Annotated in this window: 17 protein-coding genes and 1 tRNA gene; 14 read left to right on the top strand and 4 right to left on the bottom strand. The window is 44.4% G+C overall.

The window, feature by feature from the left end:
• Positions 1-181 precede the first annotated feature (181 nt).
• From ABE28_RS22025 to ABE28_RS21970, 11 genes are all read left to right on the top strand, one after another.
• On the top strand, positions 182-544 hold the full coding sequence (locus ABE28_RS22025; protein ID WP_064467247.1) for a Na-translocating system protein MpsC family protein: 363 nt from the start codon (positions 182-184) through the stop codon (positions 542-544).
• Positions 545-680: 136 nt separating this feature from the next.
• Entirely contained in the window at positions 681-1,553 is an 873-nt protein-coding gene (locus tag ABE28_RS22020) for a LysR family transcriptional regulator (protein ID WP_064467248.1), read from the top strand.
• Between the two features lie 152 nt (positions 1,554-1,705).
• A complete protein-coding gene (locus ABE28_RS22015) occupies positions 1,706-2,632 on the top strand; it encodes an AEC family transporter (protein WP_064467249.1) in 927 nt (308 codons plus the stop codon).
• 263 nt (positions 2,633-2,895) lie between these two features.
• Positions 2,896-4,017, top strand: coding sequence for a sensor histidine kinase (locus ABE28_RS22010; RefSeq protein ID WP_064467250.1), 1,122 nt, complete (start codon positions 2,896-2,898; stop codon positions 4,015-4,017).
• A gap of 12 nt (positions 4,018-4,029) precedes the next feature.
• Complete coding sequence (locus ABE28_RS22005; protein ID WP_064467251.1) at positions 4,030-4,638, top strand: response regulator transcription factor; 609 nt, start codon at positions 4,030-4,032, stop codon at positions 4,636-4,638.
• A 109-nt stretch (positions 4,639-4,747) separates the two neighbouring features.
• Positions 4,748-5,269 (top strand): peptide-methionine (S)-S-oxide reductase MsrA, encoded by a 522-nt coding sequence (gene msrA, locus ABE28_RS22000; protein WP_064467252.1) that lies wholly within the window; start codon positions 4,748-4,750, stop codon positions 5,267-5,269.
• Positions 5,270-5,377: 108 nt separating this feature from the next.
• Positions 5,378-6,073 carry a response regulator transcription factor gene (locus ABE28_RS21995; RefSeq protein ID WP_064467253.1) on the top strand — a complete coding sequence of 232 codons (696 nt, stop codon included), beginning with the start codon at positions 5,378-5,380 and terminating at the stop codon, positions 6,071-6,073.
• Positions 6,070-7,425, top strand: coding sequence for a sensor histidine kinase (locus tag ABE28_RS21990; RefSeq protein WP_064467254.1), 1,356 nt, complete (start codon positions 6,070-6,072; stop codon positions 7,423-7,425). The genes ABE28_RS21995 and ABE28_RS21990 overlap by 4 nt, the downstream gene beginning before the upstream one ends.
• 65 nt (positions 7,426-7,490) lie before the next feature.
• The gene (locus ABE28_RS21985; RefSeq protein ID WP_064467255.1) at positions 7,491-8,039 is read left to right on the top strand and encodes a PepSY domain-containing protein; all 549 of its coding nucleotides are present in this window, start codon (positions 7,491-7,493) and stop codon (positions 8,037-8,039) included.
• 1,109 nt (positions 8,040-9,148) lie between these two features.
• Positions 9,149-9,219, top strand: a tRNA-Cys gene (locus ABE28_RS21975).
• 277 nt (positions 9,220-9,496) lie between these two features.
• A complete protein-coding gene (locus ABE28_RS21970; protein WP_064467257.1) occupies positions 9,497-9,985 on the top strand; it encodes a tetratricopeptide repeat protein in 489 nt (162 codons plus the stop codon).
• Positions 9,986-10,205: 220 nt separating this feature from the next.
• Here the strand turns inward: ABE28_RS21970 and shc are convergent, their stop codons facing one another.
• From shc to ABE28_RS21955, 4 genes are all read right to left on the bottom strand, one after another.
• Positions 10,206-12,101: a squalene--hopene cyclase gene (gene shc, locus ABE28_RS21965; RefSeq protein WP_064467258.1), complete on the bottom strand. Its 1,896-nt coding sequence runs from the start codon at positions 12,099-12,101 to the stop codon at positions 10,206-10,208.
• 128 nt (positions 12,102-12,229) lie between these two features.
• Entirely contained in the window at positions 12,230-13,885 is a 1,656-nt protein-coding gene (locus ABE28_RS21960; protein WP_257390662.1) for a M14 family metallopeptidase, read from the bottom strand.
• 117 nt (positions 13,886-14,002) lie between these two features.
• The gene (locus ABE28_RS25340) at positions 14,003-14,143 is read right to left on the bottom strand and encodes a hypothetical protein (RefSeq protein WP_156775881.1); all 141 of its coding nucleotides are present in this window, start codon (positions 14,141-14,143) and stop codon (positions 14,003-14,005) included.
• Positions 14,144-14,416, bottom strand: a complete 273-nt coding sequence (locus tag ABE28_RS21955) for a DUF1450 domain-containing protein (protein WP_167353420.1) — start codon at positions 14,414-14,416, stop codon at positions 14,144-14,146.
• 328 nt (positions 14,417-14,744) lie between these two features.
• Here ABE28_RS21955 and ABE28_RS21950 point away from each other — a divergent pair, with 328 nt between their 5' ends.
• From ABE28_RS21950 to ABE28_RS21940, 3 genes are read left to right on the top strand one after another with little or no spacing between them, the layout of a single operon-like run.
• Complete coding sequence (locus tag ABE28_RS21950) at positions 14,745-15,695, top strand: ABC transporter permease (protein WP_064467260.1); 951 nt, start codon at positions 14,745-14,747, stop codon at positions 15,693-15,695.
• The gene (locus ABE28_RS21945; protein WP_064467261.1) at positions 15,688-16,635 is read left to right on the top strand and encodes an iron chelate uptake ABC transporter family permease subunit; all 948 of its coding nucleotides are present in this window, start codon (positions 15,688-15,690) and stop codon (positions 16,633-16,635) included. The genes ABE28_RS21950 and ABE28_RS21945 overlap by 8 nt, the downstream gene beginning before the upstream one ends.
• Entirely contained in the window at positions 16,629-17,387 is a 759-nt protein-coding gene (locus tag ABE28_RS21940; RefSeq protein WP_064467262.1) for an iron ABC transporter ATP-binding protein, read from the top strand. The genes ABE28_RS21945 and ABE28_RS21940 overlap by 7 nt, the downstream gene beginning before the upstream one ends.
• Positions 17,388-17,454 lie beyond the last annotated feature (67 nt).

Raw genomic sequence — 17,454 nt, 5'->3', positions numbered from 1 at the left:
TGAAAAAGAAAGATACGCAACAATTCACTATTGCATCACCAACTTTCATCACTGCCATTATACCTTCATTTACAAAAAGATACAATCCTGCTTGGATGTGGACGTTCCCAAAATTCCTTTCGTTTTTGCCTTTCGTGATTTATGATAAGGAAAAAAGAAGGCGATTTGGAGTGAGTGCATGATGTCAAAGGTCATTCATGAATTTAATGACATGATCCGTAAGCTGCGTAAGGAACTATTCGGGAAAGGCCCGGAACGGATTCATACTGTTTTCGTTGAAAATATGGCCGTCACCACATTGTATGGGAATTTAACCCCGACGGAAATATTCATATCCAGCACAGAGGAAGGCAGGGATATGGTTCACTCTGCACGAACCAAAATGATTCAGGATGTATACACCGTGAATCCTCCCGATGGAATGGAAAAACTGGTGGGAGCCAAGCTTGTTCATTTGTTTTCTGATATTAAAGTGGAAGAAAATATAGCAATCTCGGTATTTGTTTTCGACAAAGAAATAGCGGGGAAGTTTAATGTGCATTAAAGGGATTTACATAGCCCCGTAAGAGAATCATATTCGATGAATGACTGGAAAAAGTCCTTGCCGGTTTTTTTTTGTATGTAGGGAATATATCTACTTGAAAAAGTGAACAACGGATGAATGTATCGGGGGAAGGTCCATGAATGAAAGGGATTGGCATATTTTAAAGGTTCTGCATGAGCACAAGAATATCACTAAAACGGCGCAAAGCTTATATATCTCACAGCCTTCTTTAACGAAAAGGATCCAGCAGATGGAGAAGGAATTCAATTTGAAGATTGTCGAGCGAGGAACGAGGGGAGTGCAGTTCACCCCTCAGGGGGAATACTTGGCCATTTGTGCTGATGAGATGCTGATCAGGCTGCGGCAAATCAAAGAGACGGCGTTCAATATGGGACAGGAGATCAGTGGATCATTACGGTTGGGCGTTTCCAATTACATTACGCTGCATAAGCTGCCAGGATTGCTGAAAAGATTTCGTGAGCGATATCCGAAGGTGGATTTTCATGTGACTACAGGCTGGAGCAAGGAGGTACTGAATCTCATTTACAAGGAAGAAGTCCACGTCGGAATCGTCCGGGGCGATTATCAGTGGTCCGGGGCGAAGCATCATCTTTTTGAGGAAACGATTTGCATTGCTTCCAAGGAGAAAATCGAAGTCGGGGACCTGCCATCATTGCCGAGAATCGATTACACGACCGATGCACTTCTGAAAACGATGATCGATGATTGGTGGAGGAATAATTTTCAAGGTCCGCCATTAGTGGGAATGGCGGTGGACAAGGGGGATACATGCAAGGAAATGGTCAAAAATGGGCTGGGGTATGGAATCCTGCCTAGTGTATTATTGGAGCATGACCCAACCCTAAGGCAGCTGGACCTCAGGGATGAGCTAGGAAACCCGCTTATCCGGAATACGTGGATGTTATATCATGAAAAGTCACTCGAATTAAAGCTGGTGAAAGAGTTTGTCGAATTCGTCGAAGGCATCGATTTCATGACGGATCTATAAGGAGGCGCAGAAAATTCTGTGCTTTTTTGTCATTCTTTTTTTGAATGGATATCAATAATTTATTGGTATTTTAATTATGGATTATACAGGGCTATGATGGAAGGGAGATACCAATCAACAGGAATCAGCCTAAGAAATGGAGAGGAAGTCATGTGAGTGTCCTGTTTCTGATCGTATTGAATGTCATTGTCCCGGTCTTTTTCCTGATAGGGGCTGGAGCCATTCTTCATCGTAGATTCAAGCTCGATATGAATACATTATCGAAATTGAATCACTTTCTGCTCATGCCGGCGATTAGCTTTGTCAATATTTATCAAAGCGATATCGGCGGGGGAATGGTTGCCCAAATATTTAGCTTCCTCGCGCTGCAAGCGATAAGCCTCATCTTGGTGAGTACCGTGGTTGCCAAGCTTGCCGGGTTTGACCAAAGTCTCGCTGCCACGTTCAAAAATAGTGTGGTTCTGAATAATTCAGCCAATTTCGGGCTGCCGGTCAGCCAGATGGTTTTTCATGGGAATCCCCTTGGCTTGTCAATCCAAATCATCGTGATCATATTTCAAAACCTGTTGAGCTATACATATGGATTGATGAATTCCGTTTCGGTCCATACAAAAAGTGCAAAGGGAGCCATTCGTGAATTTTTGAAAAATCCTATCATTTATGCGCTCTTACTTGGGTTTATATTACAGGCTGCGTCCTTTGATATCCCTTTGTTTTTATGGACCCCTATCGATAATATCGCCAGTGCATTCATAGCCATCGCCCTGATTACCTTGGGTGCACAGAGCGCCTACTTGAAAATCACGCATTTCCCGCTTCCGCTTGTCCTTAGCTTGATCGGACGGTTGATCCTTTCTCCAGCCATCGCGTTCGTGATCATCCTCATGCTGGGCTTGGAGGGGACTGTCGCCCAAGGGCTATTCATCGCAAGCTCCTTTCCGACCTCAAGAAACAGCGCCTTATTCGCATTGGAGTATGATAACCACCCGGAGTATGCGGCACAGGCTGTCCTGATGTCCACCTTATTCAGCAGCATAACGGTAACATTGGTCGTATATCTATCGAAAATACTATTCTAGCAGGACCTGCTTTTCACGAAAAAGTCACTGAATGATGCATCCAATATTCAAGTGCCTTTGCAGCAGGCAACGACAATCACCCTCGGATCGAGCTTGAAAATGTTTCGTTTTTGACTGCATGACGGGGAAAACAAGATGTTTTAGATCAAGCAGCGTCCCAAGAAAATTAAATCGCACTCAAAAAACCATTCGAATTCCATTGGATGGTTTTTTGATGAAACTTCTTAGTATATACTAGGAATAAAAGAATTAGAGGCGGCGCCATGCAAAGTTGGTATCATATCTTTCCGAAGAATACGGGGCTAAGCCCTTATGTCTGGATCATTTTTTGTATCCTCCCTTTTTATTTCATTTTCAAATCTTCATCGATGCTGGAGATTGTCTTTGGGATCGTCATGATCATTTTGTTTTTCATTTCTTATGGTCTCTCATTCGTATCTAAGGGTTGGCCCGTATACGTGTGGACGGCGATGCAAATCATCATCTCGATATCAATGACCATTTTTTTCGGCTATATTTACTTTTCCCTTTTTTTGGCCTTTTTTATTGGCAATGTTCAAAATAAGGTTGGCTTTTTCGTTTTATATTCCATTCAGCTCTTAGCTGCCATCGTTTCCGTCAATATTGGCTTCATCATGAAGGACCCGACCTTCTTTTCACAGTTTCCCTTCATGCTCATTTGTGTAGTGGGTGTGATCCTTCTTCCATTCAATACGTATAATCGCAATAAACGGGATAGACTGGAAGAACAATTGGAAGATGCGCACAAACGAATATCAGAGCTGGGCAAGATAGAGGAACGTCAGCGGATTGCCCGGGACTTACATGATACGCTAGGACAAAAGCTTTCATTGATTGGCTTGAAAAGCGATCTCGCAGGAAAATTGATCGATATAAAACCGGAATCGGCCAAGAAAGAAATCAGGGACATCCGGCAAACGGCGAGAACGGCACTCAAGGAAGTACGGGAAATGGTATCGGAAATGCGCGGGGCCAAGCTGAGTGATGAAATCATCCGGGTCCAGCAAATATTGAAGGCCGCAGAGATAGAATTCAGTTTGGAAGGCACGACGGAATTGCAAGATACCCCTTTGCTTGTTGAAACGGTATTAAGCATGTGCTTGAAGGAAGCCGTGACCAATATCGTCAAACATAGCCATGCCGACTCCTGTCATATCGTAATAGAGGAATTACAGACAGATGTGACGATCAAGGTCGAAGATAATGGAGTGGGACTTTCACATAAATCGGAGTTTTATAAAGGCAATGGTCTTCAAGGGATGAAGGAGAGGCTTGAATTCGTGAACGGCAGCCTGGATATTCAATCGACTGATGGAACGACACTGTATATCAGGGTGCCGAATGCCATAAAAAATAATGATTAGGAGTGGTTGGCGATGATTCGAATCGTAATTGCCGAAGACCAGCGAATGCTGCTCGGTGCGCTAGGCTCCATCCTCGATTTGGAAGAGGATATGGAGGTTGTCGGAAAAGCGAGCAACGGGGAAGAAGCAATGAAGCTCGTCAAAAGTTTAAAGCCCGATATATGCATTACGGATATTGAGATGCCGGTAAAAACCGGACTGGATGTAGCGGAAGAGATCAAGAATGAGGGCAATCAATGCAAGGTCATCATTTTGACAACGTTTGCGCGGCCTGGCTATTTCGAAAGGGCGAGAAAGGCTGAGGTCGGCGGCTATTTGCTGAAGGATAGCCCAAGTGAGGAGCTGGCAAACTCCATCCGGGTCATCATGGATGGCCGGCGCATTTATGCCCCGGAGCTCGTCGATATGGCGTTCGAGGAGGAGAACCCTCTGACTGAACGGGAGTGTCAGGTGCTCAAACTGATTGCCGATGGCAAGAATACGAAGGAAATTGCCAGCCAGCTTTATTTAACGAACGGCACGGTCCGTAATTATATCTCGGTCATCCTCGACAAGCTCGATGTAAGCAATCGCGTGGAGGCGATCGTCAGGTTCAAGGAAAAGGGCTGGTCTAAAGATTGAATTAGGATGGGCCGACAGTATTTCCTCTTTGTGGGGTCCGAAAATATAGGGTCATGATTGAAGTATGGTATATTGATTTTTATTACATATAGGATAGGAGATGACCAGTATGCAAAAAGCAACATTTGCTGGAGGGTGTTTTTGGTGCATGGTAACACCATTTGAAGAACAACCTGGAATCGGTGGGATCGTATCCGGTTATACGGGGGGGCATATGGAAAACCCGACTTATGAGGAAGTGAAGACGGGAGCTACGGGACATTACGAGGTCGTGGAAATCACGTTCGATCCTCAATTATTTCCATATGAACGGCTGCTCGAACTGTATTGGCAGCAGATTGATCCAACCGATGACGGCGGTCAATTCCATGACAGGGGGAGCCAGTACCGCACAGCCATCTTCTTTCATGATGAGGCACAAGAGAAGCTGGCCATTGAAGCGAAGGAGAAGGTAGCATCTAGCGGGAAATTCACCAAACCGATCGTGACCGAAATCCTTCCGGCCCAAACCTTTTATCCTGCCGAGGACTACCATCAAGGCTACCATAAGAAAAACAAAGAAGAGTATAAGGCCGATCGAGCGAAATCGGGGCGTGATGAATTCCTTGATCAACATTGGGTAGGAAAATGAAAAGGGGCGGATGTGTTTCACATCCGGTCCTTTTTATTATCCTTTTCATGAGATTCTCATGATATTTTCATTTTTCTTCAGTACACTAAGGGGGAGGTGGTCGTAACGATGAATAAAAGGATTTTAATTATAGAAGATGAAGAAAAAATCGCAAGGGTTCTCCAGCTTGAACTGAACTATGAAGGATATCGGACGGAATCGGCCTTTAACGGGAAAACAGGCTTGGAGAGAGCGGAAAGTGAGGAGTGGGACTTAATCTTATTGGATGTGATGCTGCCGGAGCTGAATGGGATAGAAGTGCTTAGGCGTTATCGGAAGAAAAATATCTCCACACCAGTCATCCTTTTAACTGCCAGGGATGCCGTGCCGGATAAGGTCAATGGTCTTGACCATGGAGCGAATGATTACGTGACAAAGCCGTTTGAAATCGAAGAGCTGCTGGCACGGATCCGTGCTTGTTTTCGTACCAGTGTCCAGAAGGGTCAGGCAGAAGGAAATGCGGATGAACTTACGATCCATGATCTGAAATTGAACCTCGGCACAAGGGATATCCTCAGGCAGGGTAAAAGGATCGAGCTGACTTCCCGCGAATTCGATTTGCTTGTATATCTTTTGCATAATAAAAATCAAGTTCTGTCAAGGGACCAAATCCTTTCCCAGGTTTGGGGATATGACTTCGTAGGCGATACGAATGTGGTGGATGTTTATATCCGATATTTACGCAAAAAAATAGATTATCCCTTTGATATGCAGCTCATACATACGTATCGCGGGGTGGGCTATAGCTTGAAGGAGCCTTTATGAAGATTTCTGCGAAAATTCAATTGTATTCCAGCCTCTTTTTAAGCATCATGCTTATTTTATTGAGCGTTATCGTTTTATTGGCTTTTCTTTGGATATCCGTGGAAAGGGAAGAAGATCTGCTTGAAGATCAAGCTTCGTTGATTGAAGAAAACATCGTGGACAAAGAATTGGCAGCCGGTGATGCCGGTTTATTGGAGGCTTATACGCCCGATGACGCGATGGTGCGTATATTCGGAACCGATGGAAGCGTGGTAAATTCGTTTGCAGATGACGAAGATCTCCTGGCGCTTGGGGCTCGGTCGGTTAGGGAGAAAGGATATGATTTTACCAAGATTGACGGGGAATATGTACTGACCTACCGCCATCCTTATCCAGATGAAGGAAAGAAGCTGGGAATGATCGAGATCACCCAGCCGCAGGACACCCTCCTTGATCATTTATCGACCCTTGCCCTCGTATTGGGCGGGTCTTCCCTTTTTGTCATTCTGTTATCGGCACTTGCCGGCAAGTGGCTGGCGAAGCTGATTCTCAAACCGATTTCGGTCATGAGCGGAACGATGTTGGATATCGAAAAGAGTGGTGAATTCAAACGGATACCGCTATCAGGACAGTCCAAGGACGAGCTGGAGGTAATGGGTGAATCATTCAACCGCATGATTGGCAGGCTGGAGCGAAATCATGACCAACAGCAGCAATTCCTCTCGGATGCTTCACATGAATTGAAGACGCCGATCACGGTCATTGAAAGCTACTCCTCTTTATTGAAACGCTGGGGAATGAAGGATGCGGCAATTCAGGAGGAGGCGGTGGAGGCGATCCATCATGAGGCGATCCGGATGAAGCAGCTGACAGAGCATTTGCTGCAGGCCGCTTCCCAATCGGGACCTTCTGCCGATATGGAGGAAGAAATCGAGCTTATTTCATTTTGTGAACAAATGGCCCAGACGTTTAGGCGAACGGGCAAGCGTGACATAAAGCTGCAATCCGAGGATAAGGAAATATATGCAATGACCATTCCCCATAAGCTTGAACAGGTGCTGGTCATTCTTCTCGACAACGCGATGAAATATAGTGATGCCGATATACAGGTCGTAATAAAACGGCAGATGGATGAAATTTTCATCAGCGTGAAAGACCGAGGTCCAGGAATATCGCCAGAACATCTCCCGCATGTATTCGAACGTTTCTATCGCGTCGATTCGTCGAGAGCAAGGAAAACCGGAGGCAACGGTCTCGGGCTTTCCATCGCTCGATCGCTAGTCGAGTCATTTGATGGTAAATTGGGCATCCAAAGTAAGGTGGGAGAGGGGACTGTGGTGACAATCATCCTTTCTCATCAAATTCTAATCTAGCACTCATGCTCGTTTCATGAAGGATGGTTATTCTTAAGGTAACAAATTAAAGGAGGAAATCATTCATGAAAAAGCAGTGGAGCACGATAAAGGAAGGTATCATTCAAAGGAAAAAGATGATCATGACAGTATCCGCAGCCACGGTATTGCTATTTGGCGGAGCCGCCGGAACGGCTGTATACGCAGTCAACAAAGGTGCACTATCGGAGGATGAGGCTGTCAAGATGATTTCGGATAAGCTAGGCGGGGAGGTTATTCAATTCGAGAAGGATTGGGATCAGCCAACGACCTATGAAATGACCGTCAAAACGAAGGATGGCTATCAAGATGTAGATGTCGATGCTGAAAAAGGGGAGATTCTTTCTCAGGAGACCGAAGATGATGACGATGAAGAAATGAGCACGCAGCAAGCGGTGGACAAAGCAAAAGTGAGCATGGAGGAAGCTGAAAAGATTGCCTTGAAAAAGGTGGACGGCCAAGTGACGGATGCAGAATTGGATTCGGAGGATGGCGGCCTTGTTTATGAATTGGAGATCAAACAAGATAAAAAAGAGTATGATGTAGCAGTCGATGCAATGACGGGGAAAGTTTTGAAAACCGAGTTGGACGATTAAACAATAAAACGATTCCTGCCATTCGCAGGCTCAAAGCTTCGGAATGATTTCATTCCGAGGCTTTTTTTATGTTCATTGGCTGTTTTTTAGACCTCGGTTGCTCGGGTTCCAGTATATAGACAGACTGTTTCATTTCACTTTGCGTGAAAATGAGAGTGGACTCCCTTACCCATCGTTTTGGAGGATTTGTACGTTGACCGTTCCATTGCACTGCAGTCGCTCGCTTTCCGCGGGCGGTCCGGGAAGCCTCCTCGGCGTTTGCGCCTGCGGTGTCTGCCCAGGACGCGCACTCCCGCAGGAGTCTCGCGCCTTCCGTTCCATTGCACTGTGCTTGAAAATAAAAGAAGACTCCCTTACCCATCGTTTTGATGATTTGTACGTTGACCGTTCCATGTCACTGTGCTTGAAAGTGAAATTAGACTCCATTACCCATCGTTTTCGGAGATTTGTACATTATTCGTTTCATTGCACTCTGTGTGAAAATGAAGGTGGGATACAGATGTCACGCAGGTTGGAGAATCCGTTCCATTACACTGCAGTCGCTCGCTTTCCGCGGGCGGTCCGGGAAGCCTCCTCGGCGTTTGCGCCTGCGGTGTCTGCCCAGGACCGCATATCCCGCAGGAGTCTCGCGCCTTCCGTTCCATTGCACTGTGTTTGAAAATAAAAGAAGACTTCATTACCCATCGTTTTGATGGGTTTTTATACATCATTAGATGCATGTCACTGCAGTCGGTTAATTTCCCCATTCATATTCAGGATTGAAATTGAATGGGATACTATCTGTTTTTTTTAAAAGTGACGGGTGCTTCATTTGGCTCGGTATAATTATGTCATTTTTTTGAACTTGTCCGTAGTCACAAGCAGCTAGATTACAATAAGACCTACAATGGTTTTCTTGAAAGAAAGCAAGGTTCGTCCTCCTGAAATAATCTACATTTTACAAACCCATTATAACTTCCTTCAATTTTCCAGTAAATAACCTTTATGTGTTATAAAGATTTAGCCGCGCAAGGAATATTTTTAAGGTTATATAATCTTTTATTCACATTTATGATTGGGAGACATAACTTAAGGTAAGGTCGTATCTTTTATTATTTCTAAGTTGATACGGCGGCATAGCCAAGTGGTAAGGCACAGGTCTGCAAAACCTCCATCATCGGTTCGATCCCGATTGCCGCCTTAAAAAGGCATCTCCTACGGTTGTGGAGATGTCTTTTACTTTTTATTGTTTGCACTTTCCACTTAGGAGGGTGTGAAACTCTCGTTTGAAAGATACGAGATTTCTATAGGAATACGTATTCAATGGAACGGGTTAAAGTATGAACCAGCGTAAACTGTGGGTAATAGGAATTTCATATTCTTGTTTACACGGACGTTTTTTGAAGAATGAAGCAGGAAATGCTGGTGTGCCTATCGAATGAGGGGGGAAGCATTTTCATTTAATGGAGGGATGTCGGATGGAAGGTTTAGCGAGGGCACTGTCCTTGAGAGCAAACAACGAATATGAACAATCGAAGCAAGTATTGCAGGAGCTGGCGAAGCGAGATCCCGGGGATGCAACCATTCGATATCAATGTGCCTGGAGCTTGGATATCCTGGGACTTGAGGAGGAAGCGGTGCCTCACTATGAAGCGGCCATCGAATTGGGATTGCCGGATGAGGAAGCAAAGGGTGCTTACCTAGGATTGGGAAGTACATTTCGCACCCTCGGGAAATACGAGCAAGCAAAACGGACCTTGGAGGCGGGTCTGGAAAAGTTTCCTGATGATAAGGCGTTATCGGTATTCAGGGCGATGGCCTTTTATAATTTGGGGCAGCACAATCAAGCCATGGAGTCTTTATTGAAAATCATAGCGGAAACCTCGAATGACCACGACATTCAATCGTATGCAAAGGCGATTGAATTCTATAGCGATAAATTGGATACCGTGTTCACGGAAAAATGATTAACCTTCCCCAAACTATCCACATATCGTGAAAAAAACAATTCGAAAATGGTGTTACGCACAGTTTCGGCATGGAGTAATCAACAATAATTGCCGATTTTGTCATGTTACGGACAAACTGATGTGGATAACCGTGGATTGTGGATAACATTTCTGATATATCCCGCCCTTTTCCACAGGTAATCCACATATTCAACATGCCAACAAGCAGAAGGGACGATTAAGCATTCAGGAATTTGTTTTTGTAGTGACTTAAAGCTAAAAGCGGATAGATATAACGATAGCTATGGTAGTGTATATACAAAAAATCTGCCATTGCCTGACCAGTAGGATAATCATCGGTCCAGCTGCCGGCTTCACCGAAACGGATCAGATAGGCGATGCCCTTTTCTATTTCTTCTGTCGGCTCCTCGGATACGGAGATCAACGCATCCACCGCCCAGGCCGTATGGGTCAGTGTACTGGCACCTAGCGGGATATACCGTTCCTTGATGTCACTGTAGCAGGATTCACCCCAGCCGCCATCTTTATTTTGGATTTTCTTCAACCAGGCTGCCGCTTTTCGGATGGACGGATGCTCGCTGGATTGCCCTGCTGCCTTCAGGCCAGTAAGGGCAGACCATGTGCCGTATAGATAGCAGATTCCCCAGCGTCCATACCACGACCCATCCCGCTTCTGGTCTTGCAGTAGCCAGTCAACCGCTCGTTTGCTGACTTCCTCGGGCTTCTTCAAGTTTGTATAGTTTCCTAGAAATTCAAGCGTTCTCCCCGTTAAATCAGCAGTCGAAGGGTCGGTCAGGAGATATTTGGAACCTTCTAGAGGCAGAAGCTGGAGCCATTTATGGTCGTTATTGCGCTCGAAGGCAGGAAATCCGCCATCGTCATTTTGCATGGAGACGGTGAAGGAGACGCCGCGCTGCCAGCTATCCCGTTTATCCGTTGCTTCACGAATTTGATTAGCGAGCGCCCGCAGCGTGGCAGTCGTATCATCCACATCCGGGTTCATCGTATTCAAATCGGAAAATCCCCAGCCCCCTGGGATCGCATCAGGATTATGAATCAACCAATCTCCATACATGTAATGCTGGCGCGAAAGCAAATATTGATTGGCGGCATGAACGGTCCCGTCTTCATAGGGGATGCCCGCTTCTTGAAGCGCATAGCTGATCAGGGAGGTATTCCAAACATGGGGCGTCGTAAACTGGATATGCGTCTGTCCGTCGGCGAAACAGGCCATCCCCTTCAAACCGGCCACTGCCTTGACGATCACCGGATCGTTTTTCGGATATCCAATCGAAAGGAGTGCAAAGATCATGAAGAAGGTGGAGCCGAAATAATTATAAAGCGTTCCGTCTGGTTCAAGCCTGTCGAGCATATACCGCTTCGTTGAATCCAAGGCCAGGGAATGCAAGTAATCGGGAAACCCGATCAATGTTTTGACACCGGATTGAATGTTGGAGAAGAATGAGCGATATTCATCTGTCCGATATTCATCCCAAGCATGTTCCTCTGAACGTTCCTCCCTCGTCAGGAACAAATCTTTTAAACTGGGAGCGTTGGAGCTCCTGGCCTGAAACCTTTTATGACCAAGTAGCAGGATGGGGATCATGTTGACCCTTCCATATACGGAAAGATCATAGATGCTGACGAAAAAGGTTGGCGGCAGTAAGACGGCTTCGAGAGGAATGGGGAATAAGCGCGGCCATTTATATTGCCCGGTGACCGCTAGCATCATTTTCGTCAACACCTTGGCTTGCTTGATTCCGCCCTTGGAAAGAATGAATTGCTTCGCTTTCCTCATATGGTCATCGTGCTTAGTTCGGAGGCCGCTATAAAGCAGACCATAATATGCCTCGATCGTCACCGTAACATTCCCATCCAGCTCATCTTGGAAAAGCTTCCATGAACCGTTATCGGTTTGCCTGCTTTCGATTCGTTTTACTAAAGCCTCTATAAGAGGAGGATCTTCCATATCGAGAAGTTTTAATAAGATAATCATGTAGGCATCTGCAGTTATCCCGGTATCAAATGGGTAATTCCAAGAGCCGTCAGCGGATTGGTCCCTTTTCAAATGATGGATAAGCCGGTTTATTTCCCCTTGTACTTTTTGGTTCAAAGATGATCCCCCTTAAAACACTTTCTGATTTATAATATATATTCGGAAGTTACCAGTGCATTCGTGAAAACAGAAAACGCCTTGGCGATAAAATCAGCCAAAGCGTTTTTTAAAATAAACAGGATAAATCATTTAGCAGGTAACGAGGTTTGGTGCATATAGCGGTAAATCGGAAGTTCCTTCCCCTTTTCGGCAGGAATGAAATGGAATGTCACATAACTGTCTATCCCCTCAGGCTCGAGGGCAAGGGAGATGAAATTGGCATCGGCCTGGGCCATGTCGAATACATAGCTGCCTTTCGGGAAATCGCGTTTCTTCGTCGTTATGTCGGTCGTGACTTCCCTTGTGCTATGTCCGCTTTCCAGTTCTGGAGATACTTTTACATCCTTGACTTTATAGCCTTCAACTGATATTTTCATCGGTTTTTTTAATTTTTTCACCTCTACACCCAATAGCTGAAGTTTCTTGGCGATATCTTTATATTCAGGCGGAAGGATGTAGGCTGTCGGGCGATTCCTGACAAGGGTAGGGTAGGCATCGGTAGAATCCAGCCAATCGATCTGGGTATTGACCAATTTGCCTTTCGCTAAATCGACGACTGTAAGCCTTTGATTCCTGATTAGCTTATTCTCGCTTGTAATGACAACCTTGTCCTTATCATTAGCCTTTCTTCCTTTTTCGACGATTTCATGCTCTGCCTGTTTCACCACTTTTTTTACGGTACGTGCTTGTTCGGCGGCTGTTTTAATGAATGCAGCCTGTGCCATGGCCTGGGCAAATACCCGCCGTTTAAAATCTGTACGGGCGATATTGATACCCCTTGTTTCAATTAAATAGGTCATCGTATTTTTCAAGCCGAGGGCGTTTCTGCCGATGCGGGCTTCGGTGCTTCCTTCAGTCGCGGTAAGGACGCCGGCATCGGAGGTAGCAAGTGTATAGTAATCGTGATAGGAGAGCTTTTCCTTTTTCAAGGTTTTAAAAACATCCGGTAAAAGCAGTTCATCTGAAGCTTTTCGAAGCGCCTCCGGAATATTTAAATTCTTGGCTGAGGAGATGAGTAAGTCATAGGAAGAAATCGAGCCGTTTGCGCCTACCTTATTTAGGGGAGCGGGATTGACTGTATATTCATGTACATCGAGAATGACTTCAGGCTCATAATCATCGATTGCCTGATGAATGTTCCGTACTTCAGGATATTCCACTTTTAAATAATCTCGATTCGCATCCATATCATTGGAGGTGTATCGTTTGAAATAATACGATCCATCGGGATTGACTCGTGGAACGATGGCTATATTCACTTTATCTAGGACATCACCAAGCTTGCCTTCTGCCAGCCATTGGGCAAGGACTAGGGTCGATTCACCTGCGGCCGGTTCATTCCCATGGATTTGACCTTGGACCCAAATTAATGGTTTATGGCTATTCTTCCCCGGTTTTTGGGAATCCTTGCTGAAAAGCAACATCGGGATATCACGCCCCTCTGTGGATTTTCCTATCGTCTTGATATGAATGTTCTTATTTTTACCGGAGAGGGACTTGATGAAGCCAACCATTTCTTCTTGGCTTGTAAAGGCAATCTTGTCTCGCTTAAAGGCAGGGGTCTTGAAGGATACGGCAGGTTCGGGAAAAAGATGGGAGAGATTATCAGGTTGAATATAGCTTGGGCCATTTCCATAATAAGGGGTGAATTCTTCTGCCTCGGCAACAGGGCTTTGGCCGGGCATACCAGTGACAAGACCTAGAGTGACGGCTGATAGGATGGTTGGAATGATTTTTTTCACGGAGGTCCTCCTCATTTATCTTTTTCCATAAATTATCATATTTTTCACTAGTTATATAGTGTAAAAGAGAGTAATTGTGAAAAACAGGAAGGATTTACTAGAATAATAAGGATATTCCTAGGCTTGCAGCCCAGTAGGTTCCGGCCCATTTACCGCCTTATGCCTTACATGATCGTACGGCTGCAGTGTAAAGCTCGACTGGTTGGTACCAAGCTGGAAATGAAGAAAATGCGGATCAGCCGTTAGCTTGACCCGCATTTATTTTAAAGCTTCCTGCAATTGGTTCAAAAGGTCATGTGAATCCTTTCCATGCATGATTTGTCCGTTCACTTTTGCATAGGGGACTTCCTTACATAGCTTACATTCGCTTAAACATTCATATTCCTTATATTGAACCCGTGGATTCTCCAGGAACTTCCCATACTCAGCAATCGTTTGTTCATTTAAGTGGCGATCAAGGGTATTTTGGCAAAATTCTATCTGGATTTTGCCTTTTTTGGTGAACAGTTTTGAAAGGAAGGTTTTCATCATATCGCTTCTTTCATTAGAAGAGTAAATATTTGTTATGTAGAGTTTATCACTTCCAAAAGATAAAAGCATGGGTTAATTATCCAAGGTCATTACAATGTGACTAGCTTTATTTAAATAAAGTATTTCCCCTGTAAACATTGACACATATTTTAGAAGTGTTAGAATAAGGGTAATTGTGATATTGATAATGAATCTCATTATCATAAATAAAATAATATACATAGAAGTCTTTTGTGACTAATGGATTGCCTAATAGTCTGTATTCATATATTTTTAGTTAAAAATATTATCGCTGTATTCACTGAGATAGGAAGAGTAGGAATTGTAAATGAAGTTAAGATATTTAGTTATTTCTTTAGTCATATTGTCCTTTACTTCACTGTTCATTGGCGTGAAGGATATCACCCCCCTCGATTTATTGGACTTATCCGATGATAAAGTGCAAATCATGCTCCAAAGCCGCTTTCCCAGAATGGTGACCATTATCATTGCCGGAGTGGTGATGAGCATAAGCGGACTGATCATGCAGCAGCTGAGCCGCAATAAATTTGTATCTCCTACGACTGCAGGTACGATGGATTCTGCAAGGCTCGGCCTTCTTCTTGCCCTTATCATCTTTCCATCAGCCGCCCTTATCGAGAAAATGGCATTCGCTTTCATATTCGCTTTGGCAGGTACATTCCTGTTCATGAAAATCCTTGATCAAGTTAAATATAAGGACACGATTTTCATTCCATTGGTCGGCCTGATGTTCGGCAACATCGTCGGATCGATCTCGACATTCTTCGCTTATAAATATGACTTGATCCAAAGCCTCAACACCTGGATGAATGGTGACTTCTCGATGATCATGTCGGGGAGGTACGAACTTATATACGTTAGTATCCCATTAGTCATTCTCGCATACTTCTTTGCCAATAAATTCACGGTTGCAGGAATGGGTGAGGAATTTGCCATCAACCTGGGGCTCAATTATAAATTCGTCGTCAACTTCGGCTTGGTCATTGTGGCCTTATCCTCGACTGTCGTTTTGCTGACGGTGGGGACCATACCTTTCATAGGCTTGATCGTACCGAATATCGTATCCCTCTACCTTGGTGATAATTTGAAAAAGAGCCTTTCTCATACAGCTTTGCTAGGGGCCGTGTTCCTATTGATCTGCGATATATTGGGCAGGATCATCATCTATCCATTCGAAATCCCGATCGGTCTTGTGGTGGGTGTGATAGGAAGCGCCATATTCATCTATCTGATATTGAGGAGAAAGGCATATGAATAATAAAAGTAAAATCATGATATTAGCTGTTCTTGCCGCGATTTTGACGGCAGGGTATATCTTTTGGGATCTTGGTCCGAATTGGGATTATGCACTTCCGAGAAGAATCATCAAAATCATCGCCATTATCGTGGTCGGCTGTGCCATCGCCTTTTCAACCGTGATATTCCAGACGGTTACGAATAATAAAATCCTGACACCAAGCATTTTGGGATTGGACTCCATGTATATGCTGATCCAAACGGGAGTGATTTTCCTATTCGGCTCAACGCATATTCTGATCCTGAATAAAAATCTCAATTTCCTGGTGACGTTGATTGCAATGCTTATATTCTCTAGCTTGTTGTTCAAATTCATGTTCAAGAAAGACCGCAATATTTACTTCTTATTGCTTATCGGCATCATCTTCGGGACATTATTCGGCAGTATGTCTTCATTCATGCAAGTATTGATCGACCCGAATGAATTTCAAATCATCCAAAATAAAATGTTCGCCAGCTTCAATAATGTCAATACCGACCTTTTAACCTTAGCCATCATCCTCATGATAGCGGTAATGATCTATTTCATGAGATTTTTGAAGTATTTGGATGTGATGTCCCTCGGGAGGGACCAAGCCGTAAACTTGGGTGTCGATTATGATTTTGTCACGAAACGGGTTTTGATCGTCGTTACGATTTTGATTTCCATTTCTACCGCCCTGATCGGCCCGATCACGTTCCTCGGATTACTAGTGGCGAATGTGGCTTATCAATTCATTAAATCCTATCAGCATAAACATATCATCCCGGGAGCGATGCTGATCAGTGTCGTTGCCTTGGTCGGCGGTCAATTCATCGTAGAGAGGGTCTTCACGTTCTCTACTACCCTAAGTGTAATCATCAACTTCATTGGGGGAGTTTATTTCATCTATCTTCTATTAAAGGAGAATAAATCATGGTAGAAGTGAGAAATTTATTCAAAAAATATGGTAATAAGACAGTTGTCGAGGACGTTTCCCTTGAAATCAAGAAAGGGAAAATCACTTCCTTCATCGGTCCTAATGGTGCAGGGAAAAGTACCGTCCTGTCGATGATAAGCAGGCTCATTACCCGTGACTCGGGGGAAGTCCTGATTGATGGCAAGGAAATGGAGACATTCAAAAGCAATGAGCTTGCGAAGAAAATTGCCATCTTAAAGCAGGCAAATCATATCAATATCCGTTTAACGATTCGTGAGCTTGTAGCATTTGGACGGTTCCCCTATTCACAAGGTAAACTGACCGAAGAGGATTGGAGCTATGTCGATGAAGCGATTGAATATATGGAGCTTGCCGAAATGCAGGGCAAATTCCTTGACCAGCTTAGCGGCGGGCAGCAGCAACGGGCATTCATTGCCATGGTCATTGCCCAGAACACGGAGTATGTCCTTCTAGATGAACCTTTGAACAATCTGGATATGAAGCATTCCGTTCAGATCATGAAGGTTTTGAGGAGATTGGCAGATGAACTGGGGAAAACGGTCATCATCGTCATTCATGATATTAATTTTGCTTCCTGCTACTCCGATTATATCGTGGCATTGAAGGATGGGAAGGTCGTTCATAATGGACCTACCGAACAAGTCATTGATTCCGATGTATTGAAGGAAATCTATGATATGGATATTGAAATCCAAACCATCAACGACAATAAGATTTGTGTGTACTTCACGTAAGTGCCAATCCATTGGTTTTTAATCACTTCAGTAATCGTAACCGTTCCAGGAGCACTTCGCCCATCCA

It is taken from the genome of Peribacillus muralis, from assembly GCF_001645685.2.
In the GTDB taxonomy this organism is placed as follows: Bacteria; Bacillota; Bacilli; order Bacillales; family DSM-1321; genus Peribacillus; species Peribacillus muralis_A.
This window is presented reverse-complemented; position numbering and strand designations above follow the sequence as displayed.